Consider the following 19,415-nt stretch of genomic DNA (forward strand, 5'->3'; position numbering starts at 1 on the left):
ACGGTCCACGACGTGGTCCGGAGGCGCGTGCGCCCCCGTGATCCCGCCCGCGGACGGCTGCGGCCTGGGGTGCGCCGACGTCCGAGGGCCGGACAGAACTGCGTTCGGAGTGTTGTGCAGCTCATCAGCTCGAGCGGCGGCCGCGGCGATCTCGCCCGGTTCGTCCGCAGTCGTGGGTTCATCGCCGCCCTCGTGGCGGTCGTGGTGCTGGCGGTGGCCGGCACCACCGCCGGGTACGCGGCCCTCAGCAAGACGGTGACGCTCAGCGTCGACGGCCAGGAGCGGACCGTGTCCGCCTTCGGCGGCTCGGTCGGCGACGTCCTGGAGAGCGAGGGCGTCGAGGTCGGCGACCGCGACCAGGTGGCCCCCAGCGTGGACGAGGACGTCGTGGACGGCTCGCGCATCAGCGTGCGCTACGCCCGGCCCCTCGAGCTCACGGTCGACGGCGCGACCGACACCCACTGGGTGCTCGCCCGCGACGTCGACGGCGCCCTCGCCGAGATCGGTCTGACCGCCGAGGGTGCGCAGCTCTCGGCCAGCCGCAGCGCGGGCATCGACCGCGACGGCATGGCCCTGGAGCTCGTCACCCCCAAGACCCTCACGCTCGTCGTCGGCGCCGACGCCCCGGTGACCGAGCAGGTGGCCGGCCTGACCGTCGGCGACGTGCTCGCGCAGCTCGGCATCGAGCTCGCCGCGACCGACGCGGTCGTCCCCGCCGTCGAGACCCCCGTCGCCGAGGGGGGCACCATCACGGTGACCCGCTGGGCGCAGCAGGAGGTCACCGTCGCCGACCAGGTCGTGCCGCACGGCACGGTCGAGGTCGAGGACCCGTCGCTCTTCGAGGGCGAGGAGGAGGTCGAGACGGCCGGTCGCGACGGCGCCCAGGACGTGACCTACCTCGTGACGCTGCGCAACGGCCGCGGCGTCGAGCGCCAGGTCACCGCGTCGCGCGTCACCACCGCCCCCGTCACCGAGCGGGTGCGCGTGGGCACGAAGGAGCGCCCGGAGGAGACCCCGGCCCCGTCGAGCTCCTCGTCGTCCTCCGCCCCGGCCGGCGGCTCCAACTACGCCTCCGGCTCGACCGTGTGGGACGACCTCGCGCAGTGCGAGTCCGGCGGCAACTGGGCCATCAACACGGGCAACGGCTACTACGGCGGCCTGCAGTTCAACCTGCAGACCTGGCGCGCCTACGGCGGCTCGGGCTACCCGCACGAGAACAGCCGCGAGGAGCAGATCCGCGTGGCCACCAAGCTGCGCGACGACCGCGGTGGGTACGGCGCGTGGCCGAGCTGCTCGAGCAAGCTGGGCCTGCCCCGCTGACCCGAGCGCCCTCCCGCCGCTGACGCCGAGCCGCCGCCGACCCCACCCGGTCGGCGGCGGCTCGCGTCGTACCGGGGGTCGGTGGCCCACGGGGCGCCGAGCCGCCCGGGGCCCGGGGTTCGTAGGGTGGCCCTCGTGACCACGGCCGGCGCTCCGCGACTCCTCAGCGCCGCCGACGTCCGTCGCCTCGCCGCCGAGCTCGACCTGCGGCCCACGAAGCAGCGCGGGCAGAACTTCGTCATCGACCCCAACACGGTGCGGCGCATCGTGCGCGACTCCGGGGTCGGGCCCGACGATGTCGTCGTCGAGGTCGGTCCGGGGCTGGGGTCGCTGACGCTGGCGCTGCTCGACGTCGCCCGCCGGGTCGTCGCGATCGAGCTCGACGAGGTGCTCGCGGCCCGGCTCCCGGCCACCATCGCCGAGCTCGCCCCGGCGCAGGCCGACGCGTTCGAGGTCGTGGCCGCCGACGCCCTGCGCATCACCGAGCTGCCGGGCGATGCCCCGACCGCGCTGGTCGCCAACCTGCCCTACAACGTCTCGGTGCCGGTGCTGCTGCACCTGCTCGCCCTGCTGCCCTCGCTCGAGCGCGGTCTCGTCATGGTGCAGGCCGAGGTGGCCGACCGGCTCGCCGCGGGCCCGGGCTCGCGCACGTACGGCGTGCCCTCGGTCAAGGCGGCCTGGTACGCCGACGTGCGTCGCGCCGGGTCGATCGGGCGCAACGTGTTCTGGCCCGCGCCCAACGTGGACTCCGGCCTCGTCGCCTGGACCCGGCGCGAGCCGCCCGTCACCACCGCGTCGCGCACCGAGGTGTTCACCGTCGTCGACGCCGCCTTCGCCCAGCGCCGCAAGACGCTGCGCGCCGCGCTGCGCGGCCTCGCCGGCTCCACCGAGCGCATCGAGGCCGCCCTGGCCCACGCCGGCGTCGAGCCCACCGTCCGCGGCGAGCAGCTGCGGGTGGAGGACTTCGCCCGCGTCGCCGAGGGCCTGGCCCTGACGGCTCCCCCCGCGTCCACCGACACCTCCGCCCCCGTCGAGACCCCCGAGGACCCCGCATGAGCGCCCGCACCGCCCCCACCGGCCAGGGCGGCGGCCGGTCGGTGACCGTGCGCGCCCCGGCGAAGATCAACCTCTACCTCGCCGTCGGCGCCCCTCGCCCCGACGGCTACCACCCGCTGGCCACCGTCTACCAGGCCATCGGGCTGTACGACGACGTGACCGCCCGCCCCGGCGGCTCGGGCACGGTGCCGGTGCAGCTCGAGCTGACCGCGTCCGACCACGTCGACGGCTCCTCCGTACCGCTCGCGCCCGGCACCAACCTCGTGCACCGCGCCGCCGAGCTGCTCGGCGCCCACCACGGCCGCACCCTGCGCGCGGACGTGCACGTCGAGAAGGACATCCCGGTCGCCGGCGGGCTCGCGGGCGGCTCGGCCGACGCCGCGGCGACGCTCGTGGCGCTCGACCGGCTGCACGACCTGCAGACCCCCGACGACGCCCTCCTCGCCATCGCGGCCGAGCTGGGCAGCGACGTGCCGTTCTGCCTGCTCGGCGGCACCGCCGCGGGCGTGGGACGCGGGGAGCAGGTCGCGCCGTACGCCGACCCGGCCATCGTCGACGCCACCTGGTGGTGGGTGGTCGTGCCGTCGCGGGAGGGCCTCTCGACGCCGCGCGTCTTCGCCCACCACGACCGGCTGCGGCCCGACGCGGCCGCCGAGGGCGTCGTCGTGCCCGACCGCGTCATCGCCGCGCTGGCGTCGCAGGACGCGGAGCTGCTCGGCCAGGTGCTGCACAACGACCTGCAGCTGCCCGCGCTCGACCTGCGTCCCGACCTCGTGGACGTGCTCCAGGCGGGGGAGGACGCGGGGGCGGTGCGCGGCATCGTGTCCGGCTCCGGGCCGACCTGCGTGTTCCTCTGCACCGACGCCGACCACGCCCGCGAGGTCGCCGAGCGGCTGCGCGCGACGTACGACGTCGTGCTCGTCGCCACCGGCCCCGTCGCGGGCGTGCACCGGGTGGAGTACGTCTGATGGCTGCCCCGAACCTCGTCAACCTCGAGCGCGTCTCGAAGTCGTACGGCGTGCGCCCCCTGCTCTCGGAGGTGTCGATCGGCGTCGGCGAGGGCCAGCGCATCGGCATCGTCGGGCGCAACGGCGACGGCAAGACCACGCTGCTGGAGGTGCTGACCGGCCTCGAGGAACCCGACACCGGCCGGGTGTCGATGACGCGGGGCATCGAGATCGGCTACCTGCACCAGGGCGACGAGCTCGACGACACCCACTCCGTGCGCGAGGCCGTGCTGCAGGGGCGGCTCGACCACGAGTGGGCCGCCGACGCCACGACCCGCGAGGTCGTCGAGGTGCTGCTCGCCGGGGTCGACCTCGACCGACCCGTCGTCGGCCTGTCCGGTGGCGAGCGTCGCCGCTGCGCGCTGGCCGCGCTGCTGCTCGACCGCCACGACCTGCTCGTGCTCGACGAGCCGACCAACCACCTCGACGTCGAGGCGGTCGCCTGGCTGGCGCGCCACCTGGTGGGGCTGTCGTCGGCGCTGCTCGTCGTGACCCACGACCGGTGGTTCCTCGACGCGGTCGTGGGGTGGACGTGGGAGGTGCACGACGGCGTCGTCGACGTCTACGAGGGCGGGTACGCCGCGTTCACCCTCGCCCGCGCCGAGCGGTCCCGCCAGGCCGCGGTCAACGAGCAGCGGCGGGCCAACCTCGCGCGCAAGGAGCTGGCCTGGCTGCGCCGCGGGGCGCCGGCGCGCACCTCGAAGCCGAAGTTCCGCATCGACGCCGCCAACGCGCTCATCGAGGACGAGCCGCCGCCGCGCGACAGCATCGCGCTGCAGCGCTTCGCCACCCAGCGGCTCGGCAAGGACGTCGTCGACGTCGAGGACGTCGACCTGCGCCGCGGCGAGAAGGTGCTGCTCGAGGCGGCCACCTGGCGCATCGGGCCCGGCGACCGGTTCGGCATCGTCGGCGTGAACGGCGCCGGCAAGACCTCCGTGCTGTCGCTGCTCGCCGGCACCCTCGAGCCTCAGAAGGGCCGGGTGAAGCGCGGCCGCACGGTGGCGCTGGCGCACCTGACGCAGCAGCTCGACGACCTCGACCCCGACGCCCGCGTGCTGCCCTTCGTCGAGGACATCCGGCGGGTCACCCGCACCGCCGACGGCGAGATCACCGCGACGTCGATGCTGGAGCGCTTCGGCTTCACCGGCGACCGGCTGACGGCGCGCATCGGCGACCTGTCCGGCGGTGAGCGGCGCCGGTTCCAGCTGCTGTGCCTGCTGCTCGGCGAGCCCAACGTGCTGCTGCTCGACGAGCCCACCAACGACCTCGACATCGAGACCCTGCAGGTGCTCGAGGACTTCCTCGACGGCTGGCCCGGCACGCTCGTCGTGGTCAGCCACGACCGGTACTTCCTCGAGCGCGCCACCGACGCCACCTGGGCGCTGCTGGGCGACGGCAAGATCTCGATGCTGCCGCGCGGTGTCGACGAGTACCTCGAGCGTCGCGAGACCGACGCCCGCGCCGCGGCCGGTGCGTCCGGCGGGGGTACGGCGGGCGCCGGGGCCGGAGCCGGGGCCGGGGCCGGGGCCGGGTCCGCCGAGGGGAAGGCGAAGGTCGGCGGCGCCGAGGAGCGCGCCGCCCGCAAGACCGTCGCCCGCGTCGAGAAGCGCCTGGCGCGGCTGACGCAGGAGGAGGCCGCGCTCAACGCCGAGGCCCTCGAGCACGCGCAGGACTACGAGCGACTCGCGACCGTCAGCGCCCGGCTGCAGGCCCTGGCCGAGGAGAAGGACGAGCTCGAGATGGAGTGGCTCGAGGCGGCGGACCTGCTCGGCTGAGGTCGCCTCCCCGGGCGGGAGGTCGGCTCCCGGTGGTCGAGGTGGATCGTTGGGCCTCCGGCGTTTGAGGTGGGTTGCTCGGCTCCCGGTGGTTGAGGTGGGTTGCCCGGCCGCCGGTGGTTGAGGTGGGTTGCCCGGCCGCCGGTGGTTGAGGTGGGTTGTTCTGGCAACCCCTCGAAACCAGGTCTGGTTGCGGGTGGTGTTTCGAGGGCCGCTGGCGCGGCCACCTCGACCACCGGCCGCCGGTGGTTGAGGTGGGTTGCTCTGGCAACCCCTCGAAACCACGTCTGGTTGCGGGTGGTGGTTTCGAGGGCCGCTGGCGCGGCCACCTCAACCACCGGTCGGGGCGCTGGCGCGGCCACCTCGACCGTCCGCCCTACCTCGGCCCGGCCACCTCGACCGTCCGCCGTACCGCGCCGGCGTCAGGAGAACGGGCGCATCAGCTCGCGCAGCAGCGCGCCGAGGCGCTCGCGCTCACCGGCGGGGACGGAGGCGACGAGGGACGCCTCGGCCTCCAGCAGCGCCTCGAACGCGCCGTCCACTGCGGCGCCGCCCTCGCGCGTGAGGCGCACGAGCACGCCGCGGCGGTCGTGGGGGTCGGGGAGGCGGTCGACGAGGCCACGGGCGACGAGACGGTCGACGCGGTTCGTCATGGTCCCGCTCGTCACGAGCGTCTCGCGCAGCAGCCGTCCGGGGGAGAGCTCGTACGGCGCGCCCGCCCGCCGCAGCGCGGCGAGCACGTCGAACTCCCACGTCTCGATGGCGTGCGCGGCGAACGCCTTGCGACGCGCCAGGTCGAGGTGCCGGGCCAGGCGGCTGATGCGGCTGAACACCTCGACGGGCGCGAGGTCGAGGTCGGGGCGCTCGCGCGCCCACGCCTCGACCAGCTCGTCGACCTCGTCCCGCATGACAGCGATGGTACCGCCCGTCGAGAATCTTGACATCAAGAGGTTTCGGGCGGACGGTGGAGCTGCCGCCGACGCGAGGAGACCACCGTGCCCTGGGACCCCACGAGCTACCTGCAGTACGCCGACGAACGGGGCCGCCCCTTCGTCGAGCTGCTGGCGCGGGTGCGGGCCGAGGCGCCCCGCCGCGTCGTCGACCTCGGCTGCGGCCCCGGCAACCTGACCGCCCTGCTCGCCCGCCGCTGGCCCGGGGCCGAGGTCGTCGGCATCGACTCCTCGCCCGAGATGATCGACCGCGCCCGGGCGGAGCACCCCGCCGGGCCGCCCGCCGGGCAGCCCTGCGGGCCGTCCTTCGCCGTCGGCGACGTCCGCACCTGGCGACCCGAGCGTCCCGTCGACGTCCTCGTCTCCAACGCGACGCTGCAGTGGGTGCCGGGCCACCTCGACCTGCTGCCCGACCTCCTGGCGCGCGTGGCGCCCGGCGGCACGCTCGCCTTCGGGGTGCCCGGCAACTTCGCCGAGCCCAGCCACGTGCTGCGCGCCGAGCTGGCCGGGCGCGCGCCGTACCGGGAGCACACCCGTGACATCGACGTGCCCGCGGCGCACGACGCCGCGACCTACCTGCAGGTGCTCGCGGCGACGGGCGCCGAGGTGGACGCCTGGGAGACGACCTACCTCCACGTCCTGCGCGGCCCGGACCCGGTCTTCGCGTGGGTGCGCTCGACCGGCGCCCGGCCCACCCTCGAGGCGCTCCCGGACGACCTGCGCGAGCGCTTCGCCGACGAGTTCCGCGCGGCGCTGCGGGCGGCGTACCCGACCACCGAGGTCGGCGGCGAGCCGGCCGTGGTGCTGCCGTTCCGGCGGGTGTTCGTCGTGGCGACCCGACCCGGCGGCACGGGCGCGGCGGGGGAGTGACGTGTACGGTTACCGATGAGTAAGGTGGGGCGCATGGCCAACGTGCTCCAGCTGTGGAAGCAGACCACCTCGCTCCCCGTCGTCGGCCCGCTGCTGGGCAAGCGGGTCTTCTCGCTGGCGTTCAGCCAGCAGGCGCCCTACTTCGCGACGATCCGCCCGCGGTTCACCGAGCTGCGGCCCAACTACGCCGAGCTGCGCATCCCCAAGCGCCGCGGCGTGCACAACCACATCGGCACCGTGCACGCCATCGCCCTGTGCAACGGCCTCGAGGCCGCGATGGGTGCGCTCGCCGAGGCGACGATCCCCGCCGACAAGCGGTGGATCCCCAAGGGCATGGACGTCGCCTACACCGCCAAGGCGGACAGCGACGTCCGCTGCATCGCCGAGACCGACCCCGAGCAGTGGACCGGCGACGACCCGGATCTCCCGGTGCGGGTGCGGGGCGTGCGCGAGGACGGCACGGTCGTCATCGAGGGCGTCATCCGCCTGTGGGTGACACCGAAGAAGCGCTGAGCCCGCCCGTACGACGAGGGGCCCCGCACCTGCCCGGGTGCGGGGCCCCTCGTCGTACGCGTGCGTGCGGTCAGGTGGTGCTCGTCGTGCCCGCGCCCACCATCGGCACGTCGAGCTGCTTGCGCTCGCCGACGAGCTTGTGCTGCAGCCAGGTCGCCAGCAGCGTGAGCAGGATGTTGACGACGATGTAGATGCTCGCGATGACGATGGCGGTCGGCACCTGGTTCTGGAACTCCAGGTAGATCGGCCGCATGACCGCGGTGAGGCCCGGCGCGGTGATGTAGTAGCCGAGGCTCGTGTCCTTGAGCGCCACCACGCACTGGCTGACCAGGGCGGGGAGCATGATCTTCACGGCCTGCGGCAGCTGCACCAGCCAGATGACCTGCGACTTGCGCAGACCGAGGGCGTACGCCGCCTCGACCTGCCCGGCGGGCACCGCGTTGATGCCGGCGCGCAGCACCTCGGCGAGCACGGAGCCGTTGTAGAGCGTCAGGGCGATGACGACGCACCAGAACGGGCTGAGCGGACCGTCGCCGATCGAGAACGCGAGCCAGAGCCCCGTCATGAGCAGCAGCACGGGCACCGCGCGGAAGAACTCCACGACCGCCCACGACGGCCAGCGCACCCAGGCGTGGTCCGACAGCTTGCCGATGCCGAACAGCACGCCGAACACGATGGCCAGCACGATCGCGCCGAACGCCATCTTCAGCGTCTGCGTCAGCGCGTCGAGGATGACCTGGAGGTAGTCCGGGGTGACGAACGGCTCCCACAGCGCGTACTCGAGCTGGCCCTTGTCGGCCAGGCGCAGCACCACGAGGGCCACCACGCCGGCGAGCGCGAGCACGGACAGCACCGTGTAGATGCGGTGGCGCACCCGGGCCTTGGGGCCCGGGGCGTCGAAGAGGACTCCGGCGCTCATCGCGACGCCACCTTCCAGCGCCGCTCGAGCGCGTACGAGCCGAGGGCGAGCAGCTCGACGACCACGATGTAACCGATCGCGATGAAGAAGAAGATCTCCACCACCTGGTCGCCGTAGCGGTTGCCGAGCGTGCGCATCGCCGAGGTCGCCTCGGCGATGCCGAACGCGGCCGCGACCGAGGTGTTCTTCGTGAGGGCGATGATGACGCTGGTCAGCGGGGGTACGACGGCACGCAGCGCCTGCGGCATCACGACGTTCGTCATGTTCTGGGTGAACGTCAGGCCCAGCGCGCGGGCGGCCTCGGCCTGGCCGAGCGGGACCGCGTTGATGCCCGAGCGGAACGCCTCGCAGACGAACGCCGAGGTGTAGAGCGTCAGGGCGACGCAGGCCCGGAAGAAGAACGCCGAGATGCTCCAGTCGCCGACCGCGATCTCCTCGACGAACTTGAAGGTGATGCCGATCCGCGGCATCGCGATCGCCACGAAGATGAAGACCATCAGCAACGGGGTGTTGCGGAAGATCGTCACGTAGAGGCTCGCGGCCTTGGACAGCACCCAGATGGGGCCGACGCGCGCGGCGGCCAGCAGGGCGCCGAACACCAGCGACGCGACCCCGGACACGAGCACCAGCCCGACCGTCAGGGCGAAGCCCTTCAGGTAGAGGTCGTAGTCAGAGAGGACTGCCTCCACGCGGCGGCTCCTCCTTCCGGTTCAGGGGGGTGGCGGGTTCCCCGGTGCACCGGGGAACCCACCACTTCAGGGTGAAAGTTTCGTGCTGTAAGTGGCGGGTTCCCCGGTTCACCGGGGAACCCGCCACCTCACCTCACGCGCAGGGGTCGAGCGCGGGGGGCTCGGGGGCCTCGTCGAGGGAGACGCCCAGCGTGTTGTTGAACGCCTCCTCCCAGGTGCCGTCGTCGAACGACTCCTCGAGGGTCTCGTTGATCCAGCCGCACATCTCGGGGGCGTCGATCGAGTAGCCGATGCCGTAGCGCTCCTCCGAGAACGGGTCGCCGACGACCTTGAGGTTGTCGGGGTCCTCGGCGGCGTAGCCGAGGAGGATCGCGCCGTCGGTCGTCATCGCGGCGACCGTGCCGTCACGGACCTGGTCGACGCACTCGGAGTAGGTGTCGAAGCCGCGCGGCACCGCACCCTCGGCCTGCGCGTTGTCGAGCGACGTCGAGCCCGTCACCGAGCAGACCTCCTGGCCCTGCACGTCCTCGACGCCGGCGATGTCGCTGTCGGCGGGGACGAGCAGCTGCTGGCCGGTCACGTAGTACGGACCCGCCTGGCCCACGACCTCGCGGCGGGCGTCGGTGATCGAGTACGACGCGATGACGAGGTCGACCTCGCCGCTCTCGAGGAACGACTCGCGGTTGGCCGAGATGGTCTCGACCCACTCGATGTCGTCGGCCGCGATGCCCAGCGAGGCGGCCAGGATCGTGCCGACCTGCGGGTCGAAGCCGGTCGGGACCTCGTCGGTGGCGCCCTTGTAGCCGATGCCGGGCTGGTCGAACTTCACGCCGATCTTGATCGTGCCCTGGTCGGCGAGCTCGCGCATGCGCGTGCCCTCCTCGAAGCTCTCGGCCGCGTCGGAGTTGACGTCGACGTCGACCGACTCCTCCTCGTCGCTGCCGGCGTCGCCGCACGCGGCCAGCGAGGCGGCGAGCACCAGGCCGGTCATCGTGGCCATCGTCCTTCTGAGTCGCATCTCTCCTACTTCCAGGGCCGCCGAGGGGCCCGTCATCGGGTGATGGGGTGGTGGGGCTGCGCGGGGGCGTCGCGCCGGGGCGCGCGTCCCGTCGTACGTGCCGGTCGACCCGGGCACCCCGTCACCGGGGGCCGGGCCCGGCGGGTCTCAGTGCTTGAGGATCTTGCCCAGGAAGTCCTGCGCGCGCTCGCTCTGGGGGTTGGTGAAGAACTCCTGCGGGGTGCCGGACTCGACGATCTGGCCGTCGGCCATGAAGACGACCCGGTCGGCCGCCGTGCGGGCGAAGCCCATCTCGTGGGTCACCACGACCATGGTCATGCCGCCGCGGGCGAGCTCGACCATGACGTCGAGGACCTCCTTGATCATCTCGGGGTCCAGCGCCGAGGTGGGCTCGTCGAACAGCATCACCTTCGGCTCCATCGCCAGGGCCCGCGCGATCGCGACGCGCTGCTGCTGGCCGCCGGAGAGCTGGGCGGGGTACTTGCCCGCCTGGGCACCGACCCCGACGCGGTCGAGCAGCTCCTGTGCGCGGGCCTCGGCCTCGGCCTTCTTGACGCCGCGCACCTTGATCGGCCCGAGGGTGACGTTCTCGAGGATCGTCTTGTGGGCGAACAGGTTGAAGCTCTGGAACACCATGCCGACCTCGGCGCGCAGCCCGGCGAGCGCCTTGCCCTCCTCGGGCAGCGGCTGGCCGTCGAGCGTGATCGAGCCCTCACCGATCGTCTCGAGGCGGTTGATGGTGCGGCACAGCGTCGACTTGCCGGAGCCCGAGGGGCCGATCACCACGACGACCTCACCGCGGTGGACGGTGAGGTCGATGTCCTTCAGCACGTGGAGGTCGCCGAACCACTTCTGCACCCCCGACAGCACGACCAGCGGCTCGCCCTGCGGCGCCGCAGGGGTCGGCTCCTTCTCCAGCGTCGTCATGGTCGGGGAACCTAGACCCAACTGGTCCGTGCGAGCCAGCCGGAGGGGCCCGTTCGCGATGATCGGGACCTATTCGTGATGAGGACGCGCGCGTTCGTGTGGCGGCCGCGGGTCGCCGTACCCTGGTGCGGTCATGCCTGAGACCGCCACGCCCCGCACCTACGACGTCCGCACCTTCGGGTGCCAGATGAACGTCCACGACTCCGAGCGGCTCACCGGCCTGCTGGAGCAGGCGGGGTACGTCGCGGCGCCGGCCGGCGCGGACGCCGACGTCGTCGTGCTCAACACCTGCGCGGTGCGGGAGAACGCGGACAACAAGCTGTACGGCAACCTCGGTCACCTGGCGCCGGTGAAGGCGCGGCGCCCGGGCATGCAGATCGCCGTCGGCGGCTGCCTCGCGCAGAAGGACAAGGGCGAGATCACCCGCAAGGCCCCCTGGGTCGACGTGGTGTTCGGGACGCACAACATCGGCTCGCTGCCGGTGCTGCTGGAGCGGGCCCGCATCGCCGAGGAGGCGCAGGTCGAGATCCTCGAGAGCCTCGAGGTCTTCCCGTCCACGCTGCCGACCCGCCGCGAGTCGGCGTACGCCGCGTGGGTCTCGGTCAGCGTCGGCTGCAACAACACGTGCACCTTCTGCATCGTCCCGAGCCTGCGCGGCAAGGAGAAGGACCGCCGCCCCGGCGACGTGCTCGCCGAGATCGAGGCGCTGGTGGCGGAGGGCGTCACCGAGGTGACGCTGCTGGGGCAGAACGTGAACGCGTACGGCGTGGAGTTCGGCGACCGTCAGGCCTTCAGCAAGCTGCTGCGAGCCTGCGGCGAGATCGAGGGCCTGGAGCGCGTGCGCTTCACCTCGCCGCACCCGGCGGAGTTCACCGACGACGTCATCGAGGCGATGGCCGAGACGCCGAACGTCATGCCGTCGCTGCACATGCCGCTGCAGTCGGGCTCGGACACGGTGCTGAAGGCGATGCGCCGCTCCTACCGCCAGCGGAAGTTCCTCGGCATCATCGAGCGGGTGCGGGCCGCCATCCCCGACGCGGCGATCACCACCGACATCATCGTGGGCTTCCCGGGCGAGACCGAGGCGGACTTCGAGCAGACGCTGCACGCGGTGCGGGAGTCGCGGTTCTCGAGCGCGTTCACGTTCCAGTACTCCACCCGCCCCGGCACCCCCGCCGCCACCATGACCGACCAGGTGCCGAAGGCCGTCGTGCAGGAGCGCTACGAGCGCCTCGTCGCGCTCGTCAACGAGATCGCGTGGGAGGAGAACCGGAAGCTCGAGGGCCGCCGGCTCGAGCTCATGGTCGCCGAGGGCGAGGGCCGCAAGGACGCCGCCACCGCGCGCCTGTCGGGCCGCGCTCCCGACAACCGGCTGGTGCACTTCGCGTCGGACTTCTCGCTCGTGGGCGGCGAGGCTCCGCGCCCGGGCGACATGGTCGAGGTCGCGATCACGTACGGCGCGCCCCACCACCTCGTCGCCGACGGCCCCGTGCTCGCGCTGCGCCGCACGCGCGCCGGCGACGCCTGGGAGCGTCGTACGGCGGAGCCCCCCGCCCCCGCGGGCGTGTCGCTCGGCATGCCGAGCATCGGCGTCCCCGCGCCCCTGCCCGTCGTCGAGAACGCCTGCTCGGTGCGCTGAGGCCGTCGGCGGCCGTCAGGCGCCGGCGACGCCGGCGCGGAAGGCGTCGAGCGAGGCCTGCGTCGACTCGACGCGCCAGTCGGCCTCCTTGGCGACGTTGAACCACGTGAAGCCCGAGATCTCCGGGTGGGCGGCGAGCACGGCGAACATGTCGGTGATCCAGGCGGCCTTGTCGCCGCCGTCCTCGGCGCAGCCGACCTCGCCGATGACGAGCGGCTTGGTCGTCAGCGTGCGCAGCTCGGCGACGCCGGCGCCGAACACGTCGGTGAAGCTGCCCCAGGTCGACCAGTCCTGGCTCGTGCCCCAGTTGTAGCCGTCGAGGCCGACGGCGTCGACGTACGCGTCGCCGGGGTAGATCGAGGCGAGCGCCGGAGTCCCCGCGAACGGCACGTTGGGGCACCAGACGAAGCGGACGTTGCGGGCGCCCGCGTTGCGGAAGATGGTGACGACGCGGCGCCAGGCGGCGACGTAGCCACGGCTGGTGGTGCCGGCGACCCCGACGGACCAGGGGTACCAGGGGCCGTTCGACTCGTGGGCGAACCGCAGGCGCACGGCGCCGCCCCACGCGGCCGCCGCCCGGGCCCAGGCCTTGACGTAGACGTCGTGGCGGCCGCTGGCGATCGACGCCATGGAGAAGCGCGTCTGGGCGGTGCCCAGCGCGGGGTCCCACGGCTCCCAGGTGATCTCCGGGACGGCGCCCGCGGCGCTGACCTCCTGCACCTGGGCCAGGGGGAACGCGCCGCCGGTCGACCACGCGGCGTACCACATGACCAGCTCGGGCGCCCGTCCCACGGCCTCGCCGGCGACCCGCACGGAGTCGATGCTGCCGGGGTACGACGGCAGGAACAGGCCGTAGCCCCGCCCGGCGCCGGCCGCAGCGGCGGGGGACGCGAGGAAGGCGGGGGCTGCTGCCCCCGCGAGCGTGGTGGCGCCCAGGGCGCCCAGGAGGGAGCGGCGGCTCATGCGGGGAGCAGCGGCGACGGTGATGGGGAGCACGACGGAGACCTCTCGGGACCCCGCGCGCAGGAGAGGGGTTCGCGGGACCTGGTCCTCCTGTCGGCGGGCTCGCCGCCGACCTGAGGGATCCCGCGCCGCTCGGGTCCGTCAGTCGGCGGGCTCGGCGTCGCGGTCGACGTCCTCGTCGCCCTCCTGCTGCTTGTCCTCGCCCTCGGTCACGCCGTCGGGCAGGGCGTCCTCGTCGACGGCGGGGTTGCTGCCGGACGGCAGGTCCGGCGTGATCGCCTGGCCGGCGTCGCCGTAGCGGTCCGACTCGTCGATCGCGTCGGCCCCCCCGGGGTTGGGCTCGGCGGGCTCGATGGTGGGCTCGGGCTGCGGACCGGGGTCGCTCACGGCTGTTCCTCCTCGGGCTGGGGCGTCGCGAAACCGTAGGTCAGGTACGGCGTCGGCTCGCCCTCCACCGTACCCAGCGGCCCCACGACGCGGCGCAGCTCGGTGAGCGCCACGAGCTCGTGCGGGACGACCGGTTCGGGGAGTGCGTCGAGACCGAACCACCGCAGGTCGGCGCACTTCGCGCCCTCCATGATCCGCGGCTGGCCGGTCCACGACGTCGCCGTGAGGAAGAAGTCCACGCGCTCGTCGATGGGCGCCACGGGCTCGGGGCCGGGCGCCCGGCGCTGCATGGTGGCCAGCATCCGCAGGTCGGCGACGGAGACGCCGAGCTCCTCGACCGCCTCGCGGCGGGCGGCGTCGTACGCGGTCTCGCCCTTCTCCACGTGCCCGGCCGCGCCCGACGCCCAGTGGTCGTCCATGAAGCCCGTGCCCGAGCGCAGCTGCAGCAGCACCTCGGGGACGTCACCGCGGCCGGGTCGCAGGAGCAGCACGTAGGCGGCGGGCACCACGACGAAGCGCCCGATCCCGACGGGGTCGTCGGTGGTCGGGCGCTGGTCCGAGCGCGGCGCGGGGTCCGGCTCGGCGGGCGTCATCGAGCGGTGCCGCCGTCGTTGCGCCGGTCGATCTTGTCGAGGCCCTGCTTGGCCTTCGACGTGCCCTTCGCGATCTTGTCGGAGTACTTGCCCTTGGTCTTCGCGTCCGCCACGGCCGCGGCCTTGTCGATGCCGCCCGTGATCTTGTCGCCGTGCTCGGCGACCACGTCGCCGGCCTTCGTGCGGGCCTGGCCGAGCGCGCCCTTGAGCTTGTCGCTGAACGCCATGTGAGGTCCTCCTGGTGGGGCACCCGACGCCGCCGGATCGTGGCGGCGGCCGGTCGGGCACGTCGTCTCGTGCGGTCCTGGAAGGATAGCCAGCGTGAACCAGCCGCCCGTCCCGCCGATCGTGGCGGTGGTCGGGGCCACGGCGGCCGGGAAGACCGACCTCTCGCTCGACCTGGCCCAACGCCTCGGCGGGGAGGTCGTCAACACCGACGCGATGCAGCTCTACCGCGGGATGGACGTGGGTACGGCGAAGCTCCCCGCCAGCGAGCGCCGCGGCGTCCCGCACCACCTGCTCGACCTCCTCGACGTGACCGAGCCCGCCAGCGTCGCCGACTTCCAGGGCCGGGCGCGCGGCGTGATCGCGGAGGTCCGCGCGCGGGGACGGGTGCCGGTGCTGGTCGGCGGCTCCGCGCTCTACACGCGGGCGGTGCTCGACCGCTTCGAGTTCCCCGGCACGGACCCGGCCGTCCGGGAGCGGTACGACGCCGAGCTCGCCCGCGTCGGGTCGGCCGCGCTGCACGCCCGGCTCGCGGAGGTCGACCCCGCCGCGGCGGCCGGGATCCTGCCCGAGAACGGGCGGCGTGTCGTGCGGGCGCTCGAGGTGGTCGAGCTGACCGGGCGCCCGTTCAGCGCGTCGCTGCCGGTGCTCGAGCACGTGGACCCGCGCACCGTCCAGGTCGGCGTCGCCATCGACCGGCCCGCCCTCGACGAGCGCATCGCCCGGCGCGTCGACGCCATGTTCGCCGCCGGTTTCGTCGCCGAGGTCGAGCGGCTGCTGGGCGAGGGGTTGCTCGACGGGCTGACGGCGTCGCGCGCCATCGGCTACCGCGAGGTCGCCGAGCACCTGGCCGGCCGGCTGTCCCTTGCCGATGCCCGCGAGCGCACCGTGGTGGCCACGCGGCGGTTCGCGCGGCGCCAGGAGTCGTGGTTCACGAAGGACCCGCGCATCACGTGGGTTCCGTACGACGCGCCCGACCGCGTCGACCGGGCCCTCGCCGCCGTCGCCGCGCTGGGCTGAGGCGCGCCGTACCCCGTTCGTGGTGGCAGCGCCGCGGAATGTGTGGCGCTCCCACCACGGACCGCCGGCGTCCCCGTTCGTGGTGGCAGCGCCGCGGAATGTGTGGCGCTGCTACCACGAACGGGCGGCGGCAGGACGGGGGCAGGCCGGGGGGCAGGACGGGGGGCAGGACGGCAAGATCGGTCGGGCGCGCACGCCCCCGGCCGCCCCAGACTGGACCCCGTGACCGACCCCGACCAGCCCGGCAGCCAGCCCGGCAGCCAGCCCGGCAGCCAGCCCGGCAGCCAGCCCGGCAGCCAGCCCGGCGACCAGCCCGCGCCGCCGCGCGGCCGCGACCGTCTGCGCGAGCTCCTCGACGCCGTGCTCGACGACGCCCACCCGCGCCTGGGCGACATGGCGCGTGGGGCGCACGCGTCGCCGTACCACTTCAGCCGGCTCGTGGCCCGCGAGGCGGGGGAGCCGCCGGTGGCGCTGCGCCGCCGGGTGCTGCTCGAGCGGGCCGCATGGCGCCTGGCGGGCGGCGCGACGGTGACGGAGGTGGCGCTGGAGGCGGGCTACGACTCGACCGACGGGTTCGGGCGGGCGTTCGCGCGGGCCTACGGGCACCCGCCGAGCGCGACGACGAGCGGCACCGCGACCTGGCTCGCCGCCCCCAACGGCATCCACTTCCACCCACCGACGAACCTGTGGGTGCGCGAGCCGTCCGCCGGGCGGGCGCGGCTCGACCCGGTGCTCGCCGTGCAGCTGCACCACGGCGTCGCCGACACCACCCTCATGCTGGAGGCGGCGCGCGGGCTCGACGCGGCGGCGTACCGACGCCCGCTGCTGCCCGGCCACCGCGTCCACGCCTGGGGCCCGCCCGAGGAGAGCGTCGCCGCCCTGCTGCAGGCCCTCGTGTTCTCGCAGGAGGTGTGGGTCGCGAGCATCGAGGGCGCCGACCACCCGGGCGCCGGCACCGACGACCTCGACGACCTCCGCGCCCGCCACGCCGTGGCCGGGCCCCGCTGGGTCGCCGCCGTCGCCGACGTCGTGGCCCGCGACGCCTGGGACGACCGCCTCGTCGACGCGCTGTGCGAGCCGCCCGAGTCGTTCGTGCTGAGCGGGGTGGGCGCCCACGTCCTGCAGTACGGCGCGCACCGCCGCCTCCTCGTGCGCCGCCTGCTGCGCGAGCTCGGCGCGCTCGACGACGCCCCGCCCGCCCCCGACCTCGGCGACCCCGTCGAGTGGGTCCGCCAGCCCATCCGACAGCCGAGCCGCCAGCCGACCCGACAGGAGCACCCGTGACCACCACCGTCTACAACACCGCCAGCAGCCTCGACGGCTTCATCGCCACCCCCGAGCACTCCCTGGAGTGGCTGCTCCACCGCGACCTCGACCCCGAGGGCCCGGGCAACCACACGACCTTCATGGCGCGGGTGGGCGCGACGCTCATGGGCGCCTCGACGTACACCTGGGTCGCGCGGCACGCCGGCGACGACCCGTGGGCGTACGACGTGCCCACCTGGGTGCTCACCCACCGCGCCGCCGAGCTCGAGGCCGCGCGCCCGGCGGGCTGGGCCGGCGCCGACATCCGCTTCGTCGCGGCCGACGACGATGCCGCGGTGCGCGCGCTCCACGCGGAGGCGGCGGCCGTGGCCGGGGACCGCGACGTGTGGGTGGTCGGCGGCGGCGAGCTCGCCGCCCGGCTCGCCGACGTGGGCCTGCTCGACGAGGTCGTCGTGGCCTACGCCCCGGTGGTGCTGGGGGCCGGGGCGCCGCTCCTGCCGCGCCACCTCGAGCTCGCGCTGCGTGGCGTCGAGCGCAACGCCGACTTCGTCGTCACCACCCACGACGTGGTGCGGGGCGGCTGGACCGGCTAGGGCAGCTCCGGTACGGCGGGCGCCGGGCCCGGCGCAGCCGGGGCGCTCGGCGTGGCCGGATCAGTCGGTGCCCATCCGGGCGGCCCCACGACGTACCCGACCTTGTCGCGCCACCGCGTCGCCGCGCGCGCGTCCTGCCAGATCTCGCGGTAGTGCCCGTACTGCAGCTCGAGCAGGTTGAACGTCGTCACCGGGGTCGTCAGCCCGTACCGCGGCCGGTGCCGCTCGGGGGCGAAGGTGCCGAAGAGGCGGTCCCAGACGATGAGGATGCCGCCGTAGTTCTTGTCGAGGTACTCCGGGTCGCTGCCGTGGTGCACGCGGTGGTGCGAGGGCGTGTTCATCACCCACTCGACGGGCCGCGGAAGGCGGTCGACGATCTCGGTGTGGGTGAAGAACTGGTAGATCAGGTTGAGGCCGAAGGCCACGTAGAGCGTCCACGGCGCGAACCCGAGCAGCGGCAGCGGCAGCCAGAAGAAGAACTCGAACCACGGGTTCCACTTCTGGCGCAGCGCGGTGCCGAAGTTCATGAAGTCGCTGGAGTGGTGGGCCTGGTGCCCGGCCCACGCGATCCGCACCCGGTGGCTGAAGCGGTGGTGGGCGTAGTAGCCCAGGTCGACGCCGAGCACGACGAGCACCCAGTACCACCACGTGTCGGTCGGCAGGTGCCACGGCGCCAGGTACGTCGAGACCGCCACGAAACCGACGAACGAGACGAGCTTGAACGCGGTGAGGAAGACGAGCGAGACGATCCCCATCGAGATCGAGGTGCGGGCGTCCTTCAGCGCGTAGCCGGTGAGGTTGTCGTCGTGGTCGAGCCAACGCAGCGCGGCGAGCTCGACCAGGATCGTCAGCACGAAGAACGGCGCGGCGTAGGTGACCGGGTTCTTCATCGGGTCGAGCAGCTCGTCCACGGGACCTCCAGGGGATGTGACCTCGAGGTAAGTTACCCCTAGGTCATATGACCTGGCTAGAGTCCGGCGCATGGCAGCACGCACCGGCACGAAGGGCGTCCCGCGCCGCGACCGCGAGGAGCAGATCCTCGCCGCGGCGCAGGAGGAGTTCGCCCGGGTCGGGTACGGCGCGGCCTCCGTCGTGACCGTCGCCCGCGCCGCCGGCATCTCGAAGCCGCTCGTCTACAGCTACTTCGGGTCGAAGGAGGGGCTGTACGTCGCGTGCGTCGACGCCGCGGGCTCCATTGTCGCCGACGAGGTCGAGCGCAGCGCCGGGCTCGGCGCCGTCGGCCTCGAGCGCGGGCTGCTCACCGTGGCGGGCCTGACGGCCGTGCTCGACGGCCGTCCGCACCTGTGGCGCGTGCTGTTCGACCCCACGGTGCCCGACGGCACCGAGGCCGCCCGGGCCGCCGCCCGCCACACCGACCGGCTCCACCGGCTCGCCGTCGAGGGCGTGGGGGAGATGCTCGAGCTCGCCGGCGACAGCGACCCCGCCGACCGCGCGCTCACCACCCGCATCTGGATCGGGATGCTCGACACCGTCCTGCGCTGGTGGGCCGAGCACCCCGACGAGCCGGGCGCCTCCGTGCTCGCCCGTGTCGAGCGCATCGCGGCGGGGCTGGCCGCCGGGCTCGGTGCCGGGCTCGCCGCCGGCTGAGCGGCGCCGTACCCCGTTCGTGGGAGCAGCGCCGCGGAAGGCCTGGCGCTCCCACCACGAACCGCCGCCGCCCCCGT

General features: G+C 73.9%; 21 protein-coding genes. 11 read left to right on the plus strand and 10 right to left on the minus strand.

The window, feature by feature from the left end:
- Positions 1 to 114 precede the first annotated feature (114 nt).
- The 4 genes from INN71_RS13260 to INN71_RS13275 all read left to right on the plus strand — a co-directional run bounded on the left by INN71_RS13260 (position 115) and on the right by INN71_RS13275 (position 5,158).
- Positions 115 to 1,320, plus strand: a complete 1,206-nt coding sequence (locus INN71_RS13260) for a resuscitation-promoting factor (RefSeq protein WP_277497943.1) — start codon at positions 115 to 117, stop codon at positions 1,318 to 1,320.
- Positions 1,321 to 1,455: 135 nt separating this feature from the next.
- On the plus strand, positions 1,456 to 2,376 hold the full coding sequence (rsmA, locus tag INN71_RS13265) for a 16S rRNA (adenine(1518)-N(6)/adenine(1519)-N(6))-dimethyltransferase RsmA (RefSeq protein WP_277497945.1): 921 nt from the start codon (positions 1,456 to 1,458) through the stop codon (positions 2,374 to 2,376).
- The gene (locus tag INN71_RS13270) at positions 2,373 to 3,344 is read left to right on the plus strand and encodes a 4-(cytidine 5'-diphospho)-2-C-methyl-D-erythritol kinase (RefSeq protein ID WP_277497947.1); all 972 of its coding nucleotides are present in this window, start codon (positions 2,373 to 2,375) and stop codon (positions 3,342 to 3,344) included. Before rsmA ends, INN71_RS13270 begins: the two co-directional genes overlap by 4 nt.
- Complete coding sequence (locus INN71_RS13275; RefSeq protein WP_277497949.1) at positions 3,344 to 5,158, plus strand: ABC-F family ATP-binding cassette domain-containing protein; 1,815 nt, start codon at positions 3,344 to 3,346, stop codon at positions 5,156 to 5,158. The genes INN71_RS13270 and INN71_RS13275 overlap by 1 nt, the downstream gene beginning before the upstream one ends.
- Before the next feature lie 422 nt (positions 5,159 to 5,580).
- Here INN71_RS13275 and INN71_RS13280 read toward each other — a convergent pair whose 3' ends face one another.
- Entirely contained in the window at positions 5,581 to 6,066 is a 486-nt protein-coding gene (locus INN71_RS13280; RefSeq protein ID WP_277497950.1) for a MarR family winged helix-turn-helix transcriptional regulator, read from the minus strand.
- Between the two features lie 87 nt (positions 6,067 to 6,153).
- Between INN71_RS13280 and INN71_RS13285 the strand changes: the two genes are divergently transcribed.
- On the plus strand, positions 6,154 to 6,978 hold the full coding sequence (locus INN71_RS13285) for a methyltransferase domain-containing protein (protein ID WP_277497951.1): 825 nt from the start codon (positions 6,154 to 6,156) through the stop codon (positions 6,976 to 6,978).
- 33 nt (positions 6,979 to 7,011) lie between these two features.
- Positions 7,012 to 7,491 carry a hotdog fold domain-containing protein gene (locus tag INN71_RS13290; RefSeq protein WP_277497953.1) on the plus strand — a complete coding sequence of 160 codons (480 nt, stop codon included), beginning with the start codon at positions 7,012 to 7,014 and terminating at the stop codon, positions 7,489 to 7,491.
- Positions 7,492 to 7,561: 70 nt separating this feature from the next.
- Here INN71_RS13290 and INN71_RS13295 read toward each other — a convergent pair whose 3' ends face one another.
- The 4 genes from INN71_RS13295 to INN71_RS13310 all read right to left on the minus strand — a co-directional run bounded on the left by INN71_RS13295 (position 7,562) and on the right by INN71_RS13310 (position 10,993).
- A complete protein-coding gene (locus INN71_RS13295) occupies positions 7,562 to 8,410 on the minus strand; it encodes an amino acid ABC transporter permease (RefSeq protein ID WP_277497954.1) in 849 nt (282 codons plus the stop codon).
- Positions 8,407 to 9,099: an amino acid ABC transporter permease gene (locus INN71_RS13300; protein ID WP_277497955.1), complete on the minus strand. Its 693-nt coding sequence runs from the start codon at positions 9,097 to 9,099 to the stop codon at positions 8,407 to 8,409. The genes INN71_RS13295 and INN71_RS13300 overlap by 4 nt, the downstream gene beginning before the upstream one ends.
- Positions 9,100 to 9,232: 133 nt before the next feature.
- A complete protein-coding gene (locus INN71_RS13305; RefSeq protein WP_277497956.1) occupies positions 9,233 to 10,090 on the minus strand; it encodes a glutamate ABC transporter substrate-binding protein in 858 nt (285 codons plus the stop codon).
- A 174-nt stretch (positions 10,091 to 10,264) separates the two neighbouring features.
- On the minus strand, positions 10,265 to 10,993 hold the full coding sequence (locus INN71_RS13310; RefSeq protein WP_277498023.1) for an amino acid ABC transporter ATP-binding protein: 729 nt from the start codon (positions 10,991 to 10,993) through the stop codon (positions 10,265 to 10,267).
- A gap of 184 nt (positions 10,994 to 11,177) precedes the next feature.
- On the opposite strand from INN71_RS13310, the gene miaB reads away from it, so the two are divergent.
- Positions 11,178 to 12,683 carry a tRNA (N6-isopentenyl adenosine(37)-C2)-methylthiotransferase MiaB gene (miaB, locus tag INN71_RS13315; protein ID WP_277497958.1) on the plus strand — a complete coding sequence of 502 codons (1,506 nt, stop codon included), beginning with the start codon at positions 11,178 to 11,180 and terminating at the stop codon, positions 12,681 to 12,683.
- A 15-nt stretch (positions 12,684 to 12,698) separates the two neighbouring features.
- On the opposite strand, the gene INN71_RS13320 is transcribed toward miaB, so the two are convergent.
- The 4 genes from INN71_RS13320 to INN71_RS13335 all read right to left on the minus strand — a co-directional run bounded on the left by INN71_RS13320 (position 12,699) and on the right by INN71_RS13335 (position 14,853).
- Positions 12,699 to 13,679, minus strand: a complete 981-nt coding sequence (locus INN71_RS13320; RefSeq protein WP_277497960.1) for a glycoside hydrolase family 26 protein — start codon at positions 13,677 to 13,679, stop codon at positions 12,699 to 12,701.
- Positions 13,680 to 13,787: 108 nt separating this feature from the next.
- Complete coding sequence (locus INN71_RS13325) at positions 13,788 to 14,033, minus strand: hypothetical protein (RefSeq protein ID WP_277497962.1); 246 nt, start codon at positions 14,031 to 14,033, stop codon at positions 13,788 to 13,790.
- Positions 14,030 to 14,626, minus strand: coding sequence for an NUDIX domain-containing protein (locus INN71_RS13330; protein WP_277497963.1), 597 nt, complete (start codon positions 14,624 to 14,626; stop codon positions 14,030 to 14,032). The genes INN71_RS13325 and INN71_RS13330 overlap by 4 nt, the downstream gene beginning before the upstream one ends.
- Entirely contained in the window at positions 14,623 to 14,853 is a 231-nt protein-coding gene (locus INN71_RS13335; RefSeq protein WP_277497965.1) for an antitoxin, read from the minus strand. Before INN71_RS13335 ends, INN71_RS13330 begins: the two co-directional genes overlap by 4 nt.
- A 94-nt stretch (positions 14,854 to 14,947) precedes the next feature.
- Here INN71_RS13335 and miaA point away from each other — a divergent pair, with 94 nt between their 5' ends.
- The 3 genes from miaA (at position 14,948) to INN71_RS13350 (ending at position 17,730) form a co-directional block, all read left to right on the plus strand.
- A complete protein-coding gene (gene miaA, locus INN71_RS13340) occupies positions 14,948 to 15,871 on the plus strand; it encodes a tRNA (adenosine(37)-N6)-dimethylallyltransferase MiaA (RefSeq protein WP_277497967.1) in 924 nt (307 codons plus the stop codon).
- Between the two features lie 222 nt (positions 15,872 to 16,093).
- Positions 16,094 to 17,155, plus strand: coding sequence for a helix-turn-helix domain-containing protein (locus INN71_RS13345; RefSeq protein WP_277497969.1), 1,062 nt, complete (start codon positions 16,094 to 16,096; stop codon positions 17,153 to 17,155).
- Positions 17,152 to 17,730 (plus strand): dihydrofolate reductase family protein, encoded by a 579-nt coding sequence (locus INN71_RS13350; protein ID WP_277497971.1) that lies wholly within the window; start codon positions 17,152 to 17,154, stop codon positions 17,728 to 17,730. The genes INN71_RS13345 and INN71_RS13350 overlap by 4 nt, the downstream gene beginning before the upstream one ends.
- On the opposite strand, the gene INN71_RS13355 is transcribed toward INN71_RS13350, so the two are convergent.
- Positions 17,727 to 18,641 (minus strand): sterol desaturase family protein, encoded by a 915-nt coding sequence (locus INN71_RS13355; protein WP_277497973.1) that lies wholly within the window; start codon positions 18,639 to 18,641, stop codon positions 17,727 to 17,729. The genes INN71_RS13350 and INN71_RS13355 overlap by 4 nt on opposite strands.
- Before the next feature lie 70 nt (positions 18,642 to 18,711).
- Between INN71_RS13355 and INN71_RS13360 the strand changes: the two genes are divergently transcribed.
- Positions 18,712 to 19,338, plus strand: coding sequence for a TetR/AcrR family transcriptional regulator (locus INN71_RS13360; protein ID WP_277497975.1), 627 nt, complete (start codon positions 18,712 to 18,714; stop codon positions 19,336 to 19,338).
- The last annotated feature ends 77 nt before the right edge of the window (positions 19,339 to 19,415 follow it).

The sequence above is a fragment of the Nocardioides sp. ChNu-153 genome, assembly GCF_030466625.1.
Classification (GTDB): domain Bacteria; phylum Actinomycetota; class Actinomycetes; order Propionibacteriales; family Nocardioidaceae; genus Nocardioides.